This is a genomic window from Streptomyces sp. NBC_00239, from assembly GCF_036194065.1.
In the GTDB taxonomy this organism is placed as follows: Bacteria; Actinomycetota; Actinomycetes; order Streptomycetales; family Streptomycetaceae; genus Streptomyces.
Genome location: NZ_CP108095.1, coordinates 1,320,731 through 1,338,831 on the forward strand (window position 1 = coordinate 1,320,731; position 18,101 = coordinate 1,338,831).

The following is an 18,101-nucleotide window of genomic DNA, read 5'->3' on the forward strand; positions in this document are numbered from 1 at the left end:
TGGTGAACAGTGTGCGCAATGGGCGCATCGAATTCGCCATCAGACCGTTCAAGTTGAGTAAACGTCCCCCGTCCGACGAGCCCGGGAGTGAAGGCTCGTCCCCGACGGCCGGAAGCTCGACGCACGGGAGAAGGTGGCACGGTGCAGCCCGAGGGTACGAACGGCACCAGCGACGGTGGGCTCGCGGTCCCCATGGCATGGCTCTACGCGGAGTACATCGCGGACGAGCTGCTGCGCACGGGCCGCCTGATCCCGGTCAGCACGCTGGAGTTCCGCGCCGGACGCGACACGCTGGCCCTCACGATCTACCTCTCGGACGCGGCGGGTGAGCTCTCGGGGATCCGGGTGGTCTCCCAGCTCGACGAGTGGCTCTCGCTCACCGCGTACGGGCATCCCTGGCGGGACTGGGTGCACACCCGGTTCCTCGAACTCGGCGAGGAGGCCCGCGAGCGCGGCGGCGAGCACGCCGACCTGGAGCTGGCCCGGGCCGCCTGGAGCTGGCTCGACCGCACCGAGCTGTACGCGACCAACCTCGACCCGGGCCGGCTCTCCGGGCCCGAGGAGTTCCCGGCCGCGGTCGACGAGAGCGCCCGGGTGTGGACGCCCGCCTGGCAACTCGGCCTGCCCCTCGGCCACCTGGCGATGCACCTGTTCTGAGGGCGGCGGCCCTCTCCCGCAACGCGCCGCCGCGCCCGCCCCGGACCGGGGCGGGCGGCCCTCACGGGTGGACCCGCGGCCCGCCTCCGGGGTGCACGCCCGCCTGGTACTTGGGCACCCGCACGATCACCTTCATGCCCGCCCCGACCCCCGTCTCGATCACCAGCCCGTACGCGTCCCCGTACACCTGACGCAGCCGCTCGTCCACGTTGCGCAGCCCGATCCCGGAGGAGGCCGGGCCGCGCCCGGCGAGCAGGGCGCGCAGCAGGCCGGGGTCCATGCCGACGCCGTTGTCCTCGACGCTCACCACCGCCTCGGCTCCCGCGTCGCGGGCCGCGATGGTGATGCGGCACTCGGTCCCGGAGTCCTCCAGGCCGTGCTTGACCGCGTTCTCCACCAGGGGCTGCAGGCACAGGAACGGCAGCGCCACCGGCAGCACCTCGGGGGCCACCTGCAGCGTCACCTTCAGCCGGTCCCCGAAGCGGGCCCCAGCGAGCGCCAAGTACTGCTCGATGGACCGCAGTTCGTCCGCGAGCTGGGTGAACTCGCCGTGCCGGCGGAAGGAATAGCGTGTGAAGTCGGCGAACTCCAGCAGCAGTTCGCGGGCCCGCTCGGGATCGGTGCGCACGAACGAGGCGATCGCGGCGAGCGAGTTGTAGATGAAGTGCGGGGAGATCTGGGCCCGCAGCGCGCGGATCTCCGCCTCGATCAACCGGGTCCGCGACCGGTCGAGTTCGGCCAATTCCAACTGGACCGACACCCAGCGCGCCACCTCCGTGGCGGCCCGCACCAGGACCGCCGACTCGCGCGATCCGTACGCGACGAGCGCACCGAGCACGCCCTCCTCCCCCGTCAGCGGGGCGATCACCGCCCAGCGCAGCGGGCAGCCGGGGTGCTCGCACTCGGTACGGAAGCTCTGGCTGCGCCCCGAGTCCAGGAGGGCGTCCACCCTGGCCATCACCCGGTGCTCGTGGTGCCCGCCGCCGGGCCCGTCCCAGGCGAGCACCCGGCCGCGGTCCGCCAGGCACAGCGCCTCCGTGCCGAGCAGCGGGCGCAGGCCGCGCACCGCCCGGCGCGCGGTGTCCTCGGTGAGCCCGGCGCGCAGCGGCGGCGCGGCCAGCGAGGCCGTGTGCAGGGTGTGGAAGGTGGCCCGCTCCACCGGGGTGCCGAGGTCGAGGTCGGAGCGCTCGCCGCGTCGCGCGCCGCCCCGGAGCCGGCCGAGCAGCACCCCGCCGCCGACGCCCGCGGCGAACAGCGCGAGCCCGGCGGGCACCAGGGCGGTCAGGGTCTGCGCGGTCACGTACGGGCCTCCCTGGCGAGTTCCTCGGGCAGGTGCAGCCGGGTCAGGGTGGCCGCGGTCCCGGCCGGTATCCGGTGCCGGGTGGCCAGCGAGACCAGAACCATCGTGAGGAAGCCCAGCGGCACCGACCAGACGGCCGGCCAGGCCAGCAGCGTGTGCGGCCAGCCGCTGCCGGGCAGTCCCGCCCGGGTGGCCAGTACCGCGGTCAGCGCGGAACCGCCGCCGACGAGCAGCCCGCCGACGGCGCCGGGCGGGGTGAGGCCGCGCCACCAGATGCCCAGCACCAGCAGCGGGCAGAAGGACGAGGCCGACACGGCGAAGGCCAGTCCCACCGCGTCGGCGACCGGCACGCTCGTGACGAAGGCGCTGGCCGCGAGCGGGACCGCCATGGCCGCCACGGTGGCGAGCCGGAAGTGCCGTACGCCGCCGCGGGAGGGCAGCGCGTCCTGGGTGAGCACTCCGGCCACCGCCATCGTCACGCCGGAGGCGGTCGACAGGAACGCGGCGAAGGCGCCGCCGGCGAGCAGGGCGCCCAGCAGGTCGCCGGCGACCCCGCCGATCATCCGTTCGGGCAGTACGAGGACGGCCGCGTCGGCGGTTCCGGTGAGCGCGAGTTCGGGGGCGTAGATCCGGCCGAGGGCGCCGTACAGCGGGGGCAGCAGGTAGAAGGCGCCGACCAGGGAGAGCACGGCGAGGGTGGTGCGGCGGGCGGCCGCGCCGTGCGGGCTGGTGTAGAAGCGGACGGCGACGTGCGGCAGGCCCATCGTGCCGAGGAAGGTGGCGAGGATCAGGCCGTACGTGGCGTACAGCGGGTGTTCCTCGCGGCTGCCGGACTGCGGCTGCGACCAGCGGGAGCCGCTCTCGCGCACGGCCCGTTCGGGCACCTGCGCCCCGGCCGGGAAGCGGAGTTCGGTGCCGGCCTCGAAGCGGTGCGGGCCGGCGGCCAGGGTGACCGGGCTCCCGTGGTGGGTGCGGCCGTCGACCCGGCCGGTGACGGTGATCCGCAGCGGGCTCTCCAGCCGGACCCGTACGGTGTCGGCGACCTTGACCGCGGTCTGCTCGCGGAAGGCCGGCGGCTCGGTGAAGCGGGCGCCCGGGGCGTCGTCGCCGAGCCACGCGAGCACCAGGAACAGGGCGGGCACCAGCAGCGCGGTGAGCTTGAGCCAGTACTGGAAGGCCTGGACGAAGGTGATGCTGCGCATGCCGCCCGCGGCCACCGCGCCGGTGACGACGATCCCGACGACGAGCGCGCCCGCCCAGTCCGGCGCGCCGGTCAGGATGTGCAGGGTCAGCCCGGCGCCCTGGAGTTGGGGCAGCAGGTACAGCCAGCCGATCCCAACGACGAACAGGCTCGCGAGGCGGCGCACGGCCCGGGACTCCAGCCGGGCCTCGGCGAAGTCGGAGAGGGTGTACGCGCCGGAGCGGCGCAGCGGGGCGGCGACGAGCACGAGCAGGACGAGGTAGCCGGCGGTGTAGCCGACCGGATACCAGAGCATCTCGGGGCCCTGGAGGAGGACGAGTCCGGCGATGCCGAGGAACGAGGCGGCGGACAGGTATTCGCCGCTGATGGCGGCGGCGTTGAGGCCCGGGCCGACGGTGCGGGAGGCCACGTAGAAGTCGGAGGTGGTCCGGGAGATGCGCAGGCCGAGGGCGCCGATCAGGAGCGTGCCCAGGACCACGAGGGTGACGGCGGGTATCGCGTAGGCGGGATTCACCGGGCGGCCTCCGGGCGGGGGCCCGCGTTCGGGCGGAGGCCCGCGTCCGGGCCGGGGCTCGGGACCGGGCCGGAGCTCGGGACCGGGCCGGAGCTCAGGACCGGGCCGGAGCTCAGGACCGGGCCGGGGCTCGGGACCGGGCCGGAGGCGGGGGCGGGGGCGGGGGCGGGGGCCGGGTCCGGCTCCGGGGGGCCGGTGATCAGGCCCGTGAAGTCGCGTTCGTTGCGCTCGGCGCGGTGGACGTAGCGGCGGGCGGTGAACCACAGGACCGGGTACACGGCCAGGCCGATGCACGCCCAGACCAGCAGGGGGGAGGCCGGGCCGCCGCCCGCGCCGGCCGGCAGTGCGAACAGCAGCGGGAGACTGCCGACCAGCAGCACCAGGGTGGCCAGGGCAGACAGCGCGGCTCGCAGCTGACTGCGCATGAGCGCGCGGACGTACGTGGCGCCGAGGCTGGTCTGCTCGCTGATCTCGGAGCGGGCCGGGGTGTGCCCGGGCGGTCGGCGGCGGGCGGTGAGCGGCACCCCGGTGACGGTCTCGCGGCGCGGCGCGGCGCCCGCCGGTCCGGCGGTCGGCCTCGTGCCTCCGGTCGTCGCTCCGGTCGCCTCTCCGGTCATCTCTTCGGGCATCAGCCGCGGGCCCGGCGCAGCAGCAGTTCCCGCAGCTCGCGGGCGTGGCGGCGGCTGACGGCGAGTTCGGCGGCGCCGATGCGCACGGTGGTGACCCCGGCGTCGACCCGGAGTTCGTCGATGCGGCCGAGGGCGACCAGGTGGCGGCGGTGGATCCGGACGAAGCCGCGGGCCGCCCAGCGTTCCTCCAGCGTGGACAGCGCGATCCGTACGAGGTGGCTGCCGCCGGGGGTGTGCAGCCGGGCGTAGTCGCCCTGCGCCTCGGCGTACGTGATCTCGTCGACGGGGACGAAGCGGGTCACGCCGCCGAGTTCGACGGCTATCTGCTCGGGCGCGGGCGCCGGGACGGGGACGGGCGCGGGGGTCGGGGCGGGTACGGGCGCGGCGGCCGGCCCGGGCGGGTGTGGTGCCGCGGCCGCCTGGTCGCAGACCCGGCGCACCGCCTCCGCCAGCCGTTCGCGGCGGACCGGTTTGAGGACGTAGTCCACGGCCTTGAGGTCGAAGGCCTGGACGGCGAAACCCTCGTGCGCGGTGACGAACACCAGGTGCGGGGGCCGGGCGAAGCCGGACAGCAGCCGGGCCACGTCGAGACCGGTCAGCCCCGGCATGTGGATGTCGAGGAAGACCACGTCGACGGCGTCCGCACTGCCGGGCCCGGCCTCCACCGCCCGCCCGATGCGCCGCAGCGCCGCGGTGGCGTCGGCGGCCCCCTCCGCGCTGCGCACCCGCGGGTCGGCCCGCAGCAGGTACAGCAGCTCTTCGAGTGCGGGCTTCTCGTCGTCAACGGCCAGTACGCGCAGCATGCCCGGAGTCTAGAGCGGCTATTTGAGCAGGCGGGAGAGCCTGCGGTCGGCCAGGGGTTTGCCGCCGGTCTGGCAGGTGGGGCAGTACTGGAGGGAGGAATCGGCGAACGAGACCTCGCGGACGGTGTCCCCGCACACCGGGCAGGGCTCGCCGGTACGGCCGTGGACGCGCAGCCCGCTCTTCTTCTCGGCCTTGAGGAGGCCCGCGGCCAGGCCGTGGTTGCGGGCGACGGCCTCGCGCAGGGTCGTCTGGAGGGCGGCGTAGAGGCGGGCCGTCTTCTCGGCGTCGAGGTTCGCGGCGAGCGCGAAGGGTGACAGCTTGGCCGCGTGGAGGACTTCGTCGCTGTAGGCGTTCCCCACACCTGCGATGACGCTCTGGTCGCGCAGCACTCCCTTGATCTGGCGGCGCTCGCCCGCCAGGAGGGCGGCGAAGGCGGCTTCGTCGAACTCCGGGGCGAGGGGGTCGGGGCCGAGCCGGGCGATGCCGGGGACCTCGGCGGGGTCGTGGACGACGTACACGGCGAGGCGCTTTTGGTGCCCCGCCTCGGTGAGGTCGAAGCCGCCGCCGTCCTGGAGGGCGAACCGCAGCGCGAGCGGGCCCTTGCCGGGCCGGGGCGGCGCCTCGGGCAGGGTGTCCTGCCAGCGCAGCCAGCCGGCCCGGGCCAGGTGGGTGACGAAGTACAGCCCGCCGGCGGACACGGCGAGGAACTTGCCGTGCCGGGTGGTCCCGGCGAGGGTCCGCCCCTCCAGGGCCGTCAGCGGCGGATCGTAGGTCTTGAGCACGCTGACGGCGACGGGCCGCACGGCAGCGACGACCCGCCCGGCGAGCCGCTCGTCGAGGAACTCCCGGAGCGCTTCGACCTCGGGCAATTCGGGCATACCCCCAGCCTGCCCCACCGGCCCCGGCTGGGCACGACGGAGCGGGCGCGGCCCGGGCCTCGGCCCGCCGGGGTCACTCGTACTCCGTGCCGCCCTTGCGCGTCAGGTACGCGGGGCTGACGGCCTTCGCGATGGCCCGGCCGCCGGTCACCGGGCTGTACCGGCCGGTGGCAGCGCGGATGACGACGCCCTCGCGCAGGTGCAGCGCCTTGCCCGACACGGTCTCCCGGCCGTCGGCCAGCGCCACCACCCGGTCCAGGTCGTACGGGCCCTCGTACAGCGTCGGCACCAGCTCCAGCTCACCGGCCAGGGCCTCGACCGTCTCCGCGGGGTCCAGCCAGCGGACCCGTCCGTCGGTCTCGACCGATACGTCGAACACGGCGAAGCCCGGTCCGGTGGTCCGCGCGTCCGCGCCGTAGACGAGGTCCTGGACGCCGGCCCCGTACACCTCGCCGAAGATCCCGACCCGGGTGGCTCCGAGGCGGGCGGCCAGGCGGGCCGCGACGGCGGGTACGCCGTGGGTGCGTACGGCCCGCCAGTAGACGTTGCGCTCCTCCTCCTTCAGGGCGAGGCTCTTGGCCCCGAAGCCCTTGGAGGAGACCAGGACGCGGTCCTCGGCGGCGATGTGGGTGACCAGGCAGGCGGTGCCGTGCAGCTTCTCGGTGAGGACGACGGGCTCGCCGGGCTCGAAGATGTCCGGGTAGCGCTGCAGGTTCTCGATGTCCGTCCAGGGCAGCAGGTCGGGGGCGGCCTCCACCTCGCCGTTCATGGTCGTGGGGACCGGTGGCACCCACTTGGTGATGCCGAGGAGGCCGGCGAAGTCGGTGCCGTCGGCGGCGGCCGCCGCGAGGTCCACCCCGTCGAGGGCGCGCGGCCGGCAGACGAGCCCCTGCGACAGCTCGCCGCGCAGCCGTACCGCCTTGACCCGGTCGGCAGCGCTGCCCGCGAGCCGCCCGGTGAGCCCCAGTTCCGCGATGAGATCCGCGGGGAGCACGGCCTGTTCGGGGATGTAGAGCGCGAAGTCCCCGGTGCGGTAGTGGCCCTTGGCGACGACGGCGCGGTAGAGGCCCACCTGGGCCAACTCCAGCGCGTCGGCGCGCGGATGCTCGTGGACGGTCAGGGTTTCGGCGGTGACGCGCAGCGTCGACATGGCTCTCGGCTCCTCGGCAGGACGGCGGTTCTCATCCGGTGTTCATCACCGCCCACTCTCGACCAGCACAAATACGCTGGGCCACCGGTTTTCCCGTCTGCTATGCCGTCCTGCGCTTCCCCTCGTGGTCCGCTGGCGGTGCCGCCGTCAGCCCATGACGAATTCGCACCAGACGCATTTGCCGCTGCCGCGGGATTCGACGCCCCAGACGTCGGCCAGGCGGTCGACCAGCATCAGGCCACGGCCCGATACCCCGGATTCGCCGGCTTCGCGGCGGCGTGGGAGGGCGCTGGAGCGGTCCTCCACCTCTACGCGCAGGCGGCGTTGGGGGCCGGGGAGGACGCGGAGGGTGACGATGGCCGGGCCGTCGGTGTGCATGAGGGCGTTGGTGACGAGTTCGTCGGCGACGAGTTCGATCTCGTCGGAGCGTTCGCGCGCGCCCCAGGCGCGGACCGCCGCGCCGATCATGTGCCGGGCGGAGGCCAGCGCTTCGGGGTCGCCCTGGGCCACGTGCTGCTGGAGGCGGCCGCCGGCCTGCGGGGCGTCTTCGATGCGGCGGCGCAGCAGCAGGAGGGCCATGTCGTCGTCGCCGCCGCGTTCGTCGACGACTTCGCACAGCCGGTCGGCGAGCTGTTGGAGGTCGGCGGGGCCGCTGTGGATGAGGGAGGTGAGCAGCTGTATGCCGTCGTCGAGGTCGGCTCCGGGCTGTTCGACGAGGCCGTCGGTGCACATGAGCAGGGTTTCGCCCGGGTCGAGTTCGACGGTGGTGACGGGGTATTCGAGGTGGCCGAACTCGGCGGACAGGCCGAGGGGCATGCCGCCGGTGACGGGCAGCCGCCGGACGTCGCCGTGCCGGGAGCGCAGCAGCGGGTCGATGTGCCCGGCGCGGACCAGCTGGACGACGCCGGTCGACAGGTCGGCCTCGGCGTAGGCGCAGGTGGCGAAGCGGTCGGTGTCGAGTTCGTGGAGGAAGCCGGAGGCGCGGGCCATGACGGTGGCGGGCGCGTGGCCTTCGGCGGCGTACGCGCGCAGCACGATGCGCAGTTGCCCCATGACGGCGGCGGCGTGCGTGTCGTGGCCCTGGACGTCGCCGATGACGGCGCCGACGCGGCCGCCGGGCAGCGGGATGACGTCGTACCAGTCGCCGCCGATGTCCCGGCCCATGCGGGCGGAGCGGTAGCGCACGGCGATCTCGGCGCCGGGGACGGCCGGGATCCGGCGGGGCAGCATGGCCTGCTGGAGGCCTTCGGCGAGGTCGTGTTCCTGTTCGAGGAGCATGGCGCGCTGGAGGCTCTGCGCGATGCTGCTGCCGAGGGCGACGAGGAGGTTGCGTTCCTCCTGGGTGAAGCCGTCCTTGTCCTGGTAGAGCAGTCCGATGGCGCCGATGGGGCGCGCCTGCGCGATGAGGGGCAGGTAGGCGGCGGCGGAGATCCGCATGGACGAGATCTTGGACCAGAGCCCGGGGTAGCCGGTCGCGAACTCCTCCTGGGAGTCGATGAACCGGGGCTGGAGGGAGCGGACCACCTCGCTCATCGGGTACTGCTCGTCGATGCGGGTGTAGCGGGTGCCGGGCACGTAGCTGCCGGACGGGCCCTCGGCGACGAGGTGGATGCGGCCGGCCTCGACCAGGCCCATCACCATGCCCATGGAGCCGAGCCGTTCCAGGCCGTGGTTGTCGCTCAGCGCGTCGATGACGTCCTGCACGGTGCGGGCGTGCGCGAGTGCGGCCGTGGTGCCCTCGACGACGCTGGTCTGACGGCGGCGCTCCTCGTCGAGGCCGAGGCGTTCGGCGGAGTGGCTGAGTTCCTCGGTGGCGTCGCGGACGATCCCGATGATCCGGTACGGGCGCCCGTCGTCGTCGCGCAGCACCCGGCCCTGGGTGTGGGTCCAGCGCAGCCGGCCGTCGCGGCAGCGGATGCGGAAGTACGCGCCGTAGCTGTCGACGCCGCTCTTGAGGGCGCTGGAGACGAGTGCGTCCAGGCGTACCGACTCGGCCGGCGGCACCCGGGGCGACAGCGACTCGGGCCGGCCGTCGTAGTCGTCGGCGACCGTGTCGAAGACGTCGAGCGCCGGCGGGTCCAGGTGCATGAGACCCGCGACGAGGTCCCAGTCGAAGCTGCCCATGCGGTTCAGCGCGAGGCTCTGGTCCGGGTGTGCGGGCCAGTCGTCGGGCAGCGATACGGTGGTCGGCACCGATCCACCATGACACTGTTCGCCGGATTCCTCGACAGGAGGACGAGTGGTTCAGGCGCTCTCCAGCTGCGAGCCGCGGTCGGTGGCGGGGTCGCCGGACACGCCGCCGTCCGGGAGATCGTAGAGGTCCTCGGGGTGGACGGGCGGGAGCCGGTCCAGCCGGTCGTCGAGCGGATCGGGAGCGACGGGCTCGTCCGGCCAGGCGGGCAGGTCCGACTCGTCGGGCAGCAGGCCGTCCGACCGGGACCCGTCCGAGAAGTCGTCCGACAGCCCGTCCGAGAAGCCGTCCGAGAAGCCGTCCGCCAGCTCGTCCGACGACAGGCCGTCCGAGCGGCTCGAGGAGTCGCCCGGCACGTCGGCGGGCCGGTCCCGGTCGCCGGGTGCGGTGGGTACGTCGGGCAGCGCGGGCCGGGTGGAGGCGGAGGTGCACGGGGCCGGCCGGTCGCCGGACCCGGCCGGCGCGCTGCCCCCGGACTGCGGCGGAGCGGTGCGGGCCAGGCTGTTGCCGGAGCCGGTGCAGGGGTCGTGCGGGACGGCCGGGGCGGCGTCGGCGGCGGGGCCGCTGGGGACCGGGCCGCTCGGGTCGAAGGGCGGCGGTTCGGCGGGCACCTTGTCCTGTGCGCCGTCGTCCCCGGACCGGCGTTCGATCCAGGTGTTGTTGCTGATGTTCACGATGACGAGGTTGTCGACGATCGCGTCGGTCGGCTTGATCACGACGACCTGGGCGGGCTGGAAGCCGGGCCACGGGGTGCCCGTGTTGCTGCTGGCGCCGCCTTCGACGGGTGGCATCAGCGGGTTGCCGCAGGCGCACCGCACCCGGGGCAGCCCGTAGTCGTCGACGAGTACGGCGGTGCCGGCCTGGAGGACGGCCTGGTAGGCGGCGGCCCGGCCGCCGCGGAAGCCGTGGCTGGTGACGCGGGTGTCGGCGCGCAGCACCACGGGGGTGAGGCCGCGCAGGAATTCCGCGATCCGGGCGGATTCGACGCCGGCGGCGGCCGCGAAGGCGCGGGCGCGGTTGCGGTCGGCGGCGTAGAAGCGGACCTGCTGTTCCACGTCGCAGCTGCCTCGTTTGTGCGTGCCGCCGTACAGGCCGGGGGTGGAGCCGGTGACGGCGCGCAGTGCCGCGGCCGGTCCGCTGCCGGCGGCGCCGGGGCCGGGGCGGCCCTGCTGCCCGGTCCCCTGGTGGGCGGGCGGCGGCAGGGCGGCCAGGGAGGTGGCGGTGGAGGCCGTGAACGGGTCGGGGCCGGCCGCCACGACGGACTGCAGCAGCACCTCCTGGCCGGTGACGGCCTTCGTCGGCTCGGCTTCGCTGCCGCAGCCCGCAACGGCGAACAGGCCGACGGCGGCCGTACAGGCCAGGGCATAGCGACGTACCGGTCCGTGCACGTGTGATCTCCCGCCTCTTCGCACCTTCCCACGCCTCTTCGGCACGCCTTTTCACGCCTCTTCGGCCCGGATTGCTCTTCCAGGTGTGCCGCACATCCCGACGGCCCGCAAGCGGTGATCGGCCGCCCGGTGCACGGGCCGTACGCCGGGTTCCGCCGCGTGGAGTACGGGCCGCGCGGCCCGCCCGCACCCCCTTCCCCGTCCCCTTGCGCATCCGTGCGCACCGCCTCCCGCGCACCGCCCGTACCTCCCCTCCACCCCGCTCTTGAACGCGTTCAACAAACCTCGTATCGTTCGGCGGGAAGGAACTTGAACACGTTCAAGGGATCCGGAATCGTTCGGGGGGGTTCGTCGTGTCCGCGCTGGCAGTCCTGGTGAATCCCGTGGTCACGCTCGGCATGCTGGCGATCGTCCCGGCCGGGCTCGCGCTCGTGGACCGGGACGGGCTCGCCACCCTGCGCCGCCTGTGGCCGCTGTGCGCCGTACCCGGTGCGGTAGCGCTGTGGCTGCCGCGCGGCGGCCCGGCCACCGCGCTCGCCGCGGTCTACGCCCTGGGCACCCTCGTCCTCGCGCTCCAGGCGCCGCTGCGGCTGGCCCGCACCCGCTCGCTCGCGGCCGCCGAGGCCGCCGTGCTGACCGCACTGGTCTCGCCCGCCGTGGCGGCGACCGCTCTGGCCGCGGAGCGCGCGGGACGGCGGCTGTTCGGTTTCGACCTCGACATCCTGGCGCTGACCGTCCCGCACTTCCACTTCGCGGGCTTCACCGCAGCCCTGGTCGCCGGGCTGGTCTGCCGGACCTCGGGCTCCGGCACGGCCCGCTTCGCCGGGTACAGCGTGCCCGCCGGCACCCTGCTGGTGCTCGGCGGCTACTTCACCGGCGATTGGGTGGAGCTGGCCGGTGCGGTCGTGCTCACCGCCGGGATGTGGGCGGTGGCCGTCCACACCTGGCGCGAGCCCCGCACCCGCGCCCGGGACCCTCTCACCCGCGCCCTGTTCGCCGTCTCGGCCGCCGTGCTCGCGGCCACCATGCTGCTCGCCCTGTGGTGGGCGCTGGGCGAGGCCGCCCACGTCCCCCACCCCACCCTGACCTGGATGGCCGCCACCCACGGCCTCGGAAACGCCCTCGGCTTCGCACTGTGCGCCGTGCTCGCCTGGCACCGGATGAAGGAGATCGCACGATGACCCGCATCACCAGCCTCCACCGGGACACCGTCAACTACGTGGAGCGCGGCGCCACCCGGCACCGGCCGCTCCCCACCGGCTACCACCACCTGCACCACCGCGTCCCCATCGGCCACGGCCGCGAGGTGTTCAAGCGCGCCGGGACGGCCGTCACCACCTTCCGCATGCACCGCGCGGCCGGCGTCCGGGTCCGCGCCGACCGCGAGCGCGCCGAGACCGGCGGCCTGGTCGAGTGCGCGATCGGCATCGGCCCCGCCCGGATCACCGCCCCGTGCGAGGTCATCTGGACGGCGTACGGGCCCAGCCTGACCGGCTTCGCGTACGGCACCCGGCACGGGCACCCGGAACTCGGCGAGGAGTCGTTCCTGGTCGAGCTGGGCGAGGACGGCACCGTCTGGTTCGACGTGACCGCCTTCAGCCGCCCGGGCCGCTGGTACACCCGGCTCGCCGGCCCCCTGGTCCCCTTCCTCCAGATGCGCTACGCCCGGCACTGCGGGCGCACCCTGCGCCGCCTCGCCGCGGGCGGCTGACCGCGCCCCGGCGGATACTGGAGGTCCCGGGGGGCTCCGGCGGCACGTCGAGGGCGAGCGGCGATGGAGTGGTTCACGGCACCCGAGTACTGGCTGAGCCGGCTGGTCTTCCAGCGGACCCTGGCCCTCGTGTACCTCGCCGCGTTCCTCGGCGCGGCCCTCCAGTTCCGCGCCCTGATCGGCGAGCGCGGCATGCTGCCGGTCCCCGAGTACGTGCGGTACGTGCCGTTCCGGCGCGCCCCGAGCCTGTTCCAACTCCGCTACTCCGACCGGCTCTTCGCCACCTGCGCGTGGGCGGGCGCGGCCCTGTCGGCGGCGCTGGCCGCGGGCGCGGCGGACGAGGTGCCGCTCGGCGCGGCGATGGCGATGTGGGCGGCGCTGTGGGCCGCGTACCTGTCGATCGTCAACGTCGGCCAGACCTGGTACGCCTTCGGCTGGGAGTCGCTGCTGCTGGAGGCCGGGTTCCTCGCGGTCTTCCTCGGCAACGACCGGGTCGGGCCGCCGGTGCTCGTGCTGTGGCTGCTGCGCTGGGTGGTGTTCCGGGTGGAGTTCGGCGCCGGGCTGATCAAGATGCGCGGCGACGCCTGCTGGCGCAAGCTCACCTGCCTGTACTACCACCACGAGACGCAGCCGATGCCGGGACCGCTGAGCTGGTTCTTCCACCGGCTGCCGAGGCCGCTGCACCGGGTGGAGTGCGCGGCCAACCACGTCACCCAACTCGCGGTGCCAGTGCTGCTGTTCACCCCGCAGCCGGTGGCCTCGGTGGCCGCCGGGATCATCGCGGTGACCCAGCTGTGGCTGGTGTTGTCCGGCAACTTCGCCTGGCTGAACTGGGTGACGATCGCGCTCGCCCTGTCCGCGGTCGACGTCACGGCCTTCGGCGGCCCGTCCCGCGCCCAGCCCGCGGCGCCGCTCTGGTACGTCGTGCTCGTCTGCGCGGTCGCGGCGCTGGTGCTGTTCCTCAGCCGCGGTCCGGTGCTCAACATGGTCTCGCGCCGCCAGGTGATGAACCGGTCCTTCGACCCGCTGCACCTGGTCAACAGCTACGGGGCGTTCGGCACGGTCGGCCGGATCCGCGACGAGGTGGTGGTGGAGGGCACCCTCGCCGCGTCACCGCGCCGGGACGGCGGCGAGTGGCGGGAGTACGACTTCAAGGGGAAGCCCGGCGACGTGCGGCGGATGCCCCGCCAGTACGCCCCGTACCACCTGCGGCTGGACTGGCTGATGTGGTTCGCCGCGCTCAACCCCGGCTACGCCCGCGACTGGTTCGGGCCGTTCGTGACCCGGCTGCTGGAGAACGACCGGGACACGCTGCGGCTGCTGCGCCGCAATCCGTTCCCGGACGCGCCGCCGCTGTTCGTGCGCGCCCGGCTGTACCGGTACCGGTTCACGGGCCTGCGCGAACTGCGCAGCACGGGCGCCTGGTGGCACCGCACCCTGCTGCGCGAGTTCATGCCGCCGACCCGGCTGGCCGCCGAGCGCGGAGCCGGCGAGGAGGGCGGGGCCGGTGCGGAGGGCGAGGAGGCGCGCCGGGGCCGGGCGGGCGGCTGAGGGCCGCCACCGCGCCCGGCCCGGCGGTGCGTGCGGGAGGGCCGCTCAGCCTGCGAGCAGCGCGGCCTCGCGGGCCGCGTCCAGCCCGGGGGCGGGCCGGTCCGGGCGCTGCGGGGCCACGCCGCCGAGCTCCTGCAGCCACCGCCAGGTGTCGGCGACGGTGTCGGCGACGGGCCGGCAGACGAGTCCGGCGCCGAGCGCCTTGGAGACGTCCCCGCCGTACATGTAGTCGTGCATCTCCCCCTCGGGCACCCACACCGGCAGCTCGGTCCACGGCTCCACCCCGGCCGCGAGCACGGCGGCGGGATCCGTCCAGCGCAGCCGGGCGCCGCCGCCGGTGACCTCGGCACACGCCTCCAGGAAGTCGCCCAGGGTGGCGTGGCCGGTCGGGCAAACGATGTCGTACGGGCCGCCCAGCCCGCGGACGGCCGCGTCCAGGGACCAGGCTGCGAGGTCGCGTACGTCGATGTACTGGAGCGAGAGCTCGCGCGGGCCGGGGGCGATCATGTCGCCGCCGCGCGCGGCCCGGTTCAGCCACCAGGGCAGTCGGCCGACGTTCTCGTACCGGCCGAGGATCAGGCCGGGCCGTACGAGCAGCGCGCGGTCTCCGAAGGCGTCGAGCACGGCCAGCTCGGCGCCGCGCTTGTCCTCCGCGTACGCCTTGGCACCGGCGTCGGGGGAACCCTCGACGAGCGGGCCGTCCTCGGTGTGGCCGGCCGGCGCCGGGTAGGTGTAGACGGACCGGCTGGAGACGTACACGTACCGGCCGACCCGGCCGGACAGTAGCCGCGCGCTGTCGCGGACGGCGGTGGGAGCGGCACCCCAGGTGTCGACGACGACGTCCCACTCCCCCTCGGCGAGGGCGGCGAGCCCGTCGGGGGTCAGCCGGTCGCCGTGCAGGGAGGTGACACCGGGCGGCGGCGCGTGGTGGCCGCGGTGGAACACCGTGACCTCCCAGCCGCGGGCGAGGGCGTCCTCGGTGATCGCGCGGCCGACGAATTCGGTCCCGCCGAGCATCAGGAGTTTCATGGGCGCCAGCCTGCCCGGGGCTTGCGACCGCAGAAAGGCAAGATCGCCCAGAGCGGACGGAACACGCTGAGCGCGAAAACCGCAGGACGGCGCCGGAAACGGGAACCGCCCCCGCAACGGTGCGTCGCGGGGGCGGTACGGATGCGCAGGGTCCGGATCCACAGCGCCGGTCCGCAGGGTCCGGGCCGGGGTCCGGCGCCGGCCGTGGGGGGCCGGCGCCGTCCGGCGTGTTCCCTCGGGGTCAGTCGATGCCCGGCAGGATGTGCGGCTCCGCGAGGTCGTCCTCGTAGCCGGCCAGCCGGATCGGGGCGGACCTGGCCCACACCTCCAGGCTGCCGAGCTCGTCGGAACGGGTGGCCCGGACGGGTCGTTCCGTCAGGCTCTGCTCGTGCTGCGTCAACTCTGGTGTCACCGCGCACTCCTTTGTGTCGCATAACCCGTCGGGCGGTCCGCGCCGGTCGCTGCCGGCCGCTGTGGCCATCCGTCGGGGCAGGGGAATGTAAAGGACAGTCCGGTCGCGGTGGCGCCGTTGTTCTGGTGCGGAGCGGGCCTTGGTGGGGCCTTCCGTGAGCCTCAGAGTACACATATGAGCGCGGTTGCGCTCGATAGGGGGTCCGGTTCCGGCCTGTGCCCTGACCTTCGCCCTCTGTTCAGCACCCCGTCCGGCGTGCCGTTCACCGAGGCGTGTTCTGCTCGGCGGGCATGCGGCGGCGCGGGGAGGGAGCTGTGATGGCAGGGACGGTGCAGGGAATCCGTGACGTGGGTGAACTGATGGAGCTGCTGCACCGGTGCAGGGGCGCCTGGGACACACCGGACGGCAGTGGCGACCCGGTCGACCTGCACGACCACGCCCTGCAGACTGCGGCGCTGCTCCGCCGCTCTCACCCGTTCGACAAGGAACTCCAGGTCGCGGGCCTGGTGCACGACCTGGGGCACCTGCTGCTGCCGGGGGACGACGCGGGCCACGCCGAGCACGCGGCGGACGCGGTGCGGACGCTGCTCGGGGCGCGGGTGGCCCGGCTGGTGCGGCTGCACGTTCCGGCCAAGCGGTACCTGGCCGCCGTGGAGCCGCAGCGGGCGCTCTCGCCGCAGAGCGCACTCACGCTGCGCGCCCAAGGTGGCGTGATGAGCGCGGCGGAGGCCCGTGCGTTCGCGGGCGACCCGGAGGCGGCGGGGGCGGTGATACTGCGGCAGGCGGATGATGCGGGCAAGGTGGTCGGGCTGGACGCGGGCGTCATGGAGGACTGGCGTCCGGTCCTGGAACTCGTCGCGGCCGGCCGCCACGACCACGCGCCCTGACGGGCACCCGCACCCTGCCTCGGCGGGCAATCCCCAGCCTCGCCGGTGTCCGGCGCATTACCAGCCTCGCCGGCGTTTGAGGCGCGGGTCCGGGCGGAGCCCGGTACCCGGCGGAGCCGGGTTGCTTGGGGCTCCGCCCCAAACCCCGCGCCTCAAGCGCCGGCGAGGCTGGAGTTGCGCCCCTACCAGTTGGCGGGGGCGTAGTCCTTCAGGAAGACGCCGTAGAGCTCTTCGCCCGCTTCACCGCGCACGATCGGGTCGTAGACCCGCGCCGCCCCGTCGACCAGGTCGAGCGGCGCGTGGAAGCCCTCCTCGGCCAGCCGGACCTTGTCCGGGTGCGGGCGCTCGTCGGTGATCCAGCCGGTGTCCACGGCGGTCATCAGGATCTTGTCCGCCTGGAACATCTCCTGCGCGCTGGTGCGGGTCAGCATGTTCAGCGCGGCCTTGGCCATGTTCGTGTGCGGGTGGCCGGCGCCCTTGTAGCCGCGGCTGAAGACGCCCTCCATCGCGGAGACGTTCACCACGTACTTGAACGGCGCCGCGGACGCGGTCATGGCCGCGCGCAGCTTGCTGATCAGGATGAACGGCGCCGTGGAGTTGCACAGCTGCACTTCGAGCAGCTCGATCGGGTCGACCTCGGAGACGGTCTGGATCCAGCTGTTGGTGTCGTGCAGGTCCGGGACCAGGCCGCCGGCGTCGATGGCGGTACCGGCCGCGATCCGCTCCAGGGAGGCGGAGCCCGACACCAGGGCCAGCTCGGTGACGTCCTGGGCGCTGAGCTTGTCGCCCCGGCCGGAGGGCAGGGCGGCGACCCGGTCCACGGTGCCGCTGCCGAACGTCCCGATGACCTCGGCCGTCGGCAGCTCACCGGCGGGCAGCGGCGCGTTCTCGGCGGCGACGAGCTCGCTGTACGCCTGCGGGGAGCGGCGGACCGTCTGCGCGGCGTTGTTGATCAGGATGTCGAGCGGGCCCTCGGCGGCGACCGAGTCGGCGAGCGCCACGACCTGGGCCGGGTCGCGCAGGTCGATGCCCACGATCTTCAGGCGGTGCAGCCACTCGGAGCTGTCGGGCATCGCCTTGAAGCGGCGGATCGCGTCGTTGGGGAAGCGCGTGGTGATGGTGGTGTGCGCACCGTCGCGCAGCAGCCGCAGCGCGATGTACATGCCGATCTTGGCGCGGCCTCCGGTGAGCAGGGCGCGGCGGCCGCTCAGGTCGGTGCGCGCGTCGCGGCGGGCCCGGTTGAAGGCGGCGCAGTCCTGGCACAGCTGGTGGTAGAACGCGTCGACCTCGACGTAGCGCGTCTTGCAGACGTAGCAGGAGCGCGGGCGCTGGAGTATCCCGGCGATCGGGCCCTTGGTCGCCGCGGTGAGCGCGTTGCCCTGGGTCTCGTCGTCGATGCGCTCGGCGGAGCCGGTGGCGGTGGCCTCGGTGACGGCCTTGTCGTTCGCGGTCTTCGCGGCGCGGCGGTCCTGGCGGCGGCGCTGCTTGACGGTCCGGTAGATGCCGGCCGTGGCGCGCCGGACGAGGATCGCGTCCGGGTGGTCGACGTCGAGCTTGTCGAGCTCTTCGAGCACGCCGAGGCAGACGGCCAGGCGCTCCGGGTCGATTCCCGGCCCGTACACCTGGTTGTCTTCAGTCACCGTCATGGCCGCTGCCGTTCCTCGATCGCTTGCTACGGAGAAGTCCCAAAAGGAGAACCTTACGGATGGCCGCCCCTTGTCTCAAACCCGCTCACGCGACGTGACCGGGCGGTCACGACAGCCCCGCCCCCGCGCCGCCCGCGGCCGGCCCGGCCGCGG

Annotated in this window: 15 protein-coding genes and 1 pseudogene; 5 read left to right on the forward strand and 11 right to left on the reverse strand. The window is 74.2% G+C overall.

What is annotated here, in order from left to right:
• The first annotated feature begins 192 nt into the window (after nucleotides 1–192).
• The gene (locus OG764_RS05850; protein WP_328972889.1) at nucleotides 193–657 is read left to right on the forward strand and encodes a hypothetical protein; all 465 of its coding nucleotides are present in this window, start codon (nucleotides 193–195) and stop codon (nucleotides 655–657) included.
• A 61-nt stretch (nucleotides 658–718) separates the two neighbouring features.
• Here OG764_RS05850 and OG764_RS05855 read toward each other — a convergent pair whose 3' ends face one another.
• The 8 genes and pseudogenes from OG764_RS05855 to OG764_RS05890 all read right to left on the reverse strand — a co-directional run bounded on the left by OG764_RS05855 (nucleotide 719) and on the right by OG764_RS05890 (nucleotide 10,712).
• A complete protein-coding gene (locus OG764_RS05855; protein ID WP_443055855.1) occupies nucleotides 719–1,957 on the reverse strand; it encodes a histidine kinase in 1,239 nt (412 codons plus the stop codon).
• Nucleotides 1,954–3,672: a sodium/solute symporter gene (locus OG764_RS05860; protein WP_328967316.1), complete on the reverse strand. Its 1,719-nt coding sequence runs from the start codon at nucleotides 3,670–3,672 to the stop codon at nucleotides 1,954–1,956. Before OG764_RS05860 ends, OG764_RS05855 begins: the two co-directional genes overlap by 4 nt.
• Nucleotides 3,673–3,863: 191 nt before the next feature.
• Nucleotides 3,864–4,289, reverse strand: a pseudogene (locus OG764_RS05865) (hypothetical protein); the annotation flags it as partial.
• A gap of 11 nt (nucleotides 4,290–4,300) precedes the next feature.
• Complete coding sequence (locus OG764_RS05870; protein ID WP_328967317.1) at nucleotides 4,301–5,104, reverse strand: LytR/AlgR family response regulator transcription factor; 804 nt, start codon at nucleotides 5,102–5,104, stop codon at nucleotides 4,301–4,303.
• Between the two features lie 18 nt (nucleotides 5,105–5,122).
• Nucleotides 5,123–5,983, reverse strand: a complete 861-nt coding sequence (locus tag OG764_RS05875; protein ID WP_328967318.1) for an Fpg/Nei family DNA glycosylase — start codon at nucleotides 5,981–5,983, stop codon at nucleotides 5,123–5,125.
• Between the two features lie 73 nt (nucleotides 5,984–6,056).
• Entirely contained in the window at nucleotides 6,057–7,133 is a 1,077-nt protein-coding gene (locus OG764_RS05880; RefSeq protein ID WP_328967319.1) for an RNA ligase (ATP), read from the reverse strand.
• A 147-nt stretch (nucleotides 7,134–7,280) separates the two neighbouring features.
• Nucleotides 7,281–9,326, reverse strand: coding sequence for a SpoIIE family protein phosphatase (locus OG764_RS05885; RefSeq protein WP_328967320.1), 2,046 nt, complete (start codon nucleotides 9,324–9,326; stop codon nucleotides 7,281–7,283).
• Nucleotides 9,327–9,377: 51 nt separating this feature from the next.
• Complete coding sequence (locus OG764_RS05890) at nucleotides 9,378–10,712, reverse strand: DUF6777 domain-containing protein (protein WP_328967321.1); 1,335 nt, start codon at nucleotides 10,710–10,712, stop codon at nucleotides 9,378–9,380.
• Nucleotides 10,713–11,074: 362 nt separating this feature from the next.
• Here OG764_RS05890 and OG764_RS05895 point away from each other — a divergent pair, with 362 nt between their 5' ends.
• The 3 genes from OG764_RS05895 (at nucleotide 11,075) to OG764_RS05905 (ending at nucleotide 13,974) form a co-directional block, all read left to right on the forward strand.
• On the forward strand, nucleotides 11,075–11,893 hold the full coding sequence (locus tag OG764_RS05895) for a YndJ family protein (protein ID WP_328972891.1): 819 nt from the start codon (nucleotides 11,075–11,077) through the stop codon (nucleotides 11,891–11,893).
• Nucleotides 11,890–12,423 carry a DUF1990 family protein gene (locus OG764_RS05900; protein WP_328967322.1) on the forward strand — a complete coding sequence of 178 codons (534 nt, stop codon included), beginning with the start codon at nucleotides 11,890–11,892 and terminating at the stop codon, nucleotides 12,421–12,423. Before OG764_RS05895 ends, OG764_RS05900 begins: the two co-directional genes overlap by 4 nt.
• Before the next feature lie 63 nt (nucleotides 12,424–12,486).
• Nucleotides 12,487–13,974: a lipase maturation factor family protein gene (locus OG764_RS05905; protein ID WP_328967323.1), complete on the forward strand. Its 1,488-nt coding sequence runs from the start codon at nucleotides 12,487–12,489 to the stop codon at nucleotides 13,972–13,974.
• 45 nt (nucleotides 13,975–14,019) lie between these two features.
• Here the strand turns inward: OG764_RS05905 and OG764_RS05910 are convergent, their stop codons facing one another.
• Together OG764_RS05910 and OG764_RS05915 are read right to left on the reverse strand one after the other, a co-directional pair.
• On the reverse strand, nucleotides 14,020–15,003 hold the full coding sequence (locus OG764_RS05910; RefSeq protein WP_328967324.1) for an NAD-dependent epimerase/dehydratase family protein: 984 nt from the start codon (nucleotides 15,001–15,003) through the stop codon (nucleotides 14,020–14,022).
• A gap of 241 nt (nucleotides 15,004–15,244) precedes the next feature.
• Nucleotides 15,245–15,415, reverse strand: a complete 171-nt coding sequence (locus tag OG764_RS05915) for a hypothetical protein (protein WP_328967325.1) — start codon at nucleotides 15,413–15,415, stop codon at nucleotides 15,245–15,247.
• A gap of 317 nt (nucleotides 15,416–15,732) precedes the next feature.
• Here OG764_RS05915 and OG764_RS05920 point away from each other — a divergent pair, with 317 nt between their 5' ends.
• Entirely contained in the window at nucleotides 15,733–16,302 is a 570-nt protein-coding gene (locus OG764_RS05920) for an inositol oxygenase family protein (protein ID WP_328967326.1), read from the forward strand.
• A 182-nt stretch (nucleotides 16,303–16,484) separates the two neighbouring features.
• Here the strand turns inward: OG764_RS05920 and OG764_RS05925 are convergent, their stop codons facing one another.
• Complete coding sequence (locus OG764_RS05925) at nucleotides 16,485–17,948, reverse strand: SDR family NAD(P)-dependent oxidoreductase (RefSeq protein WP_328967327.1); 1,464 nt, start codon at nucleotides 17,946–17,948, stop codon at nucleotides 16,485–16,487.
• Between the last annotated feature and the right edge of the window lie 153 nt (nucleotides 17,949–18,101).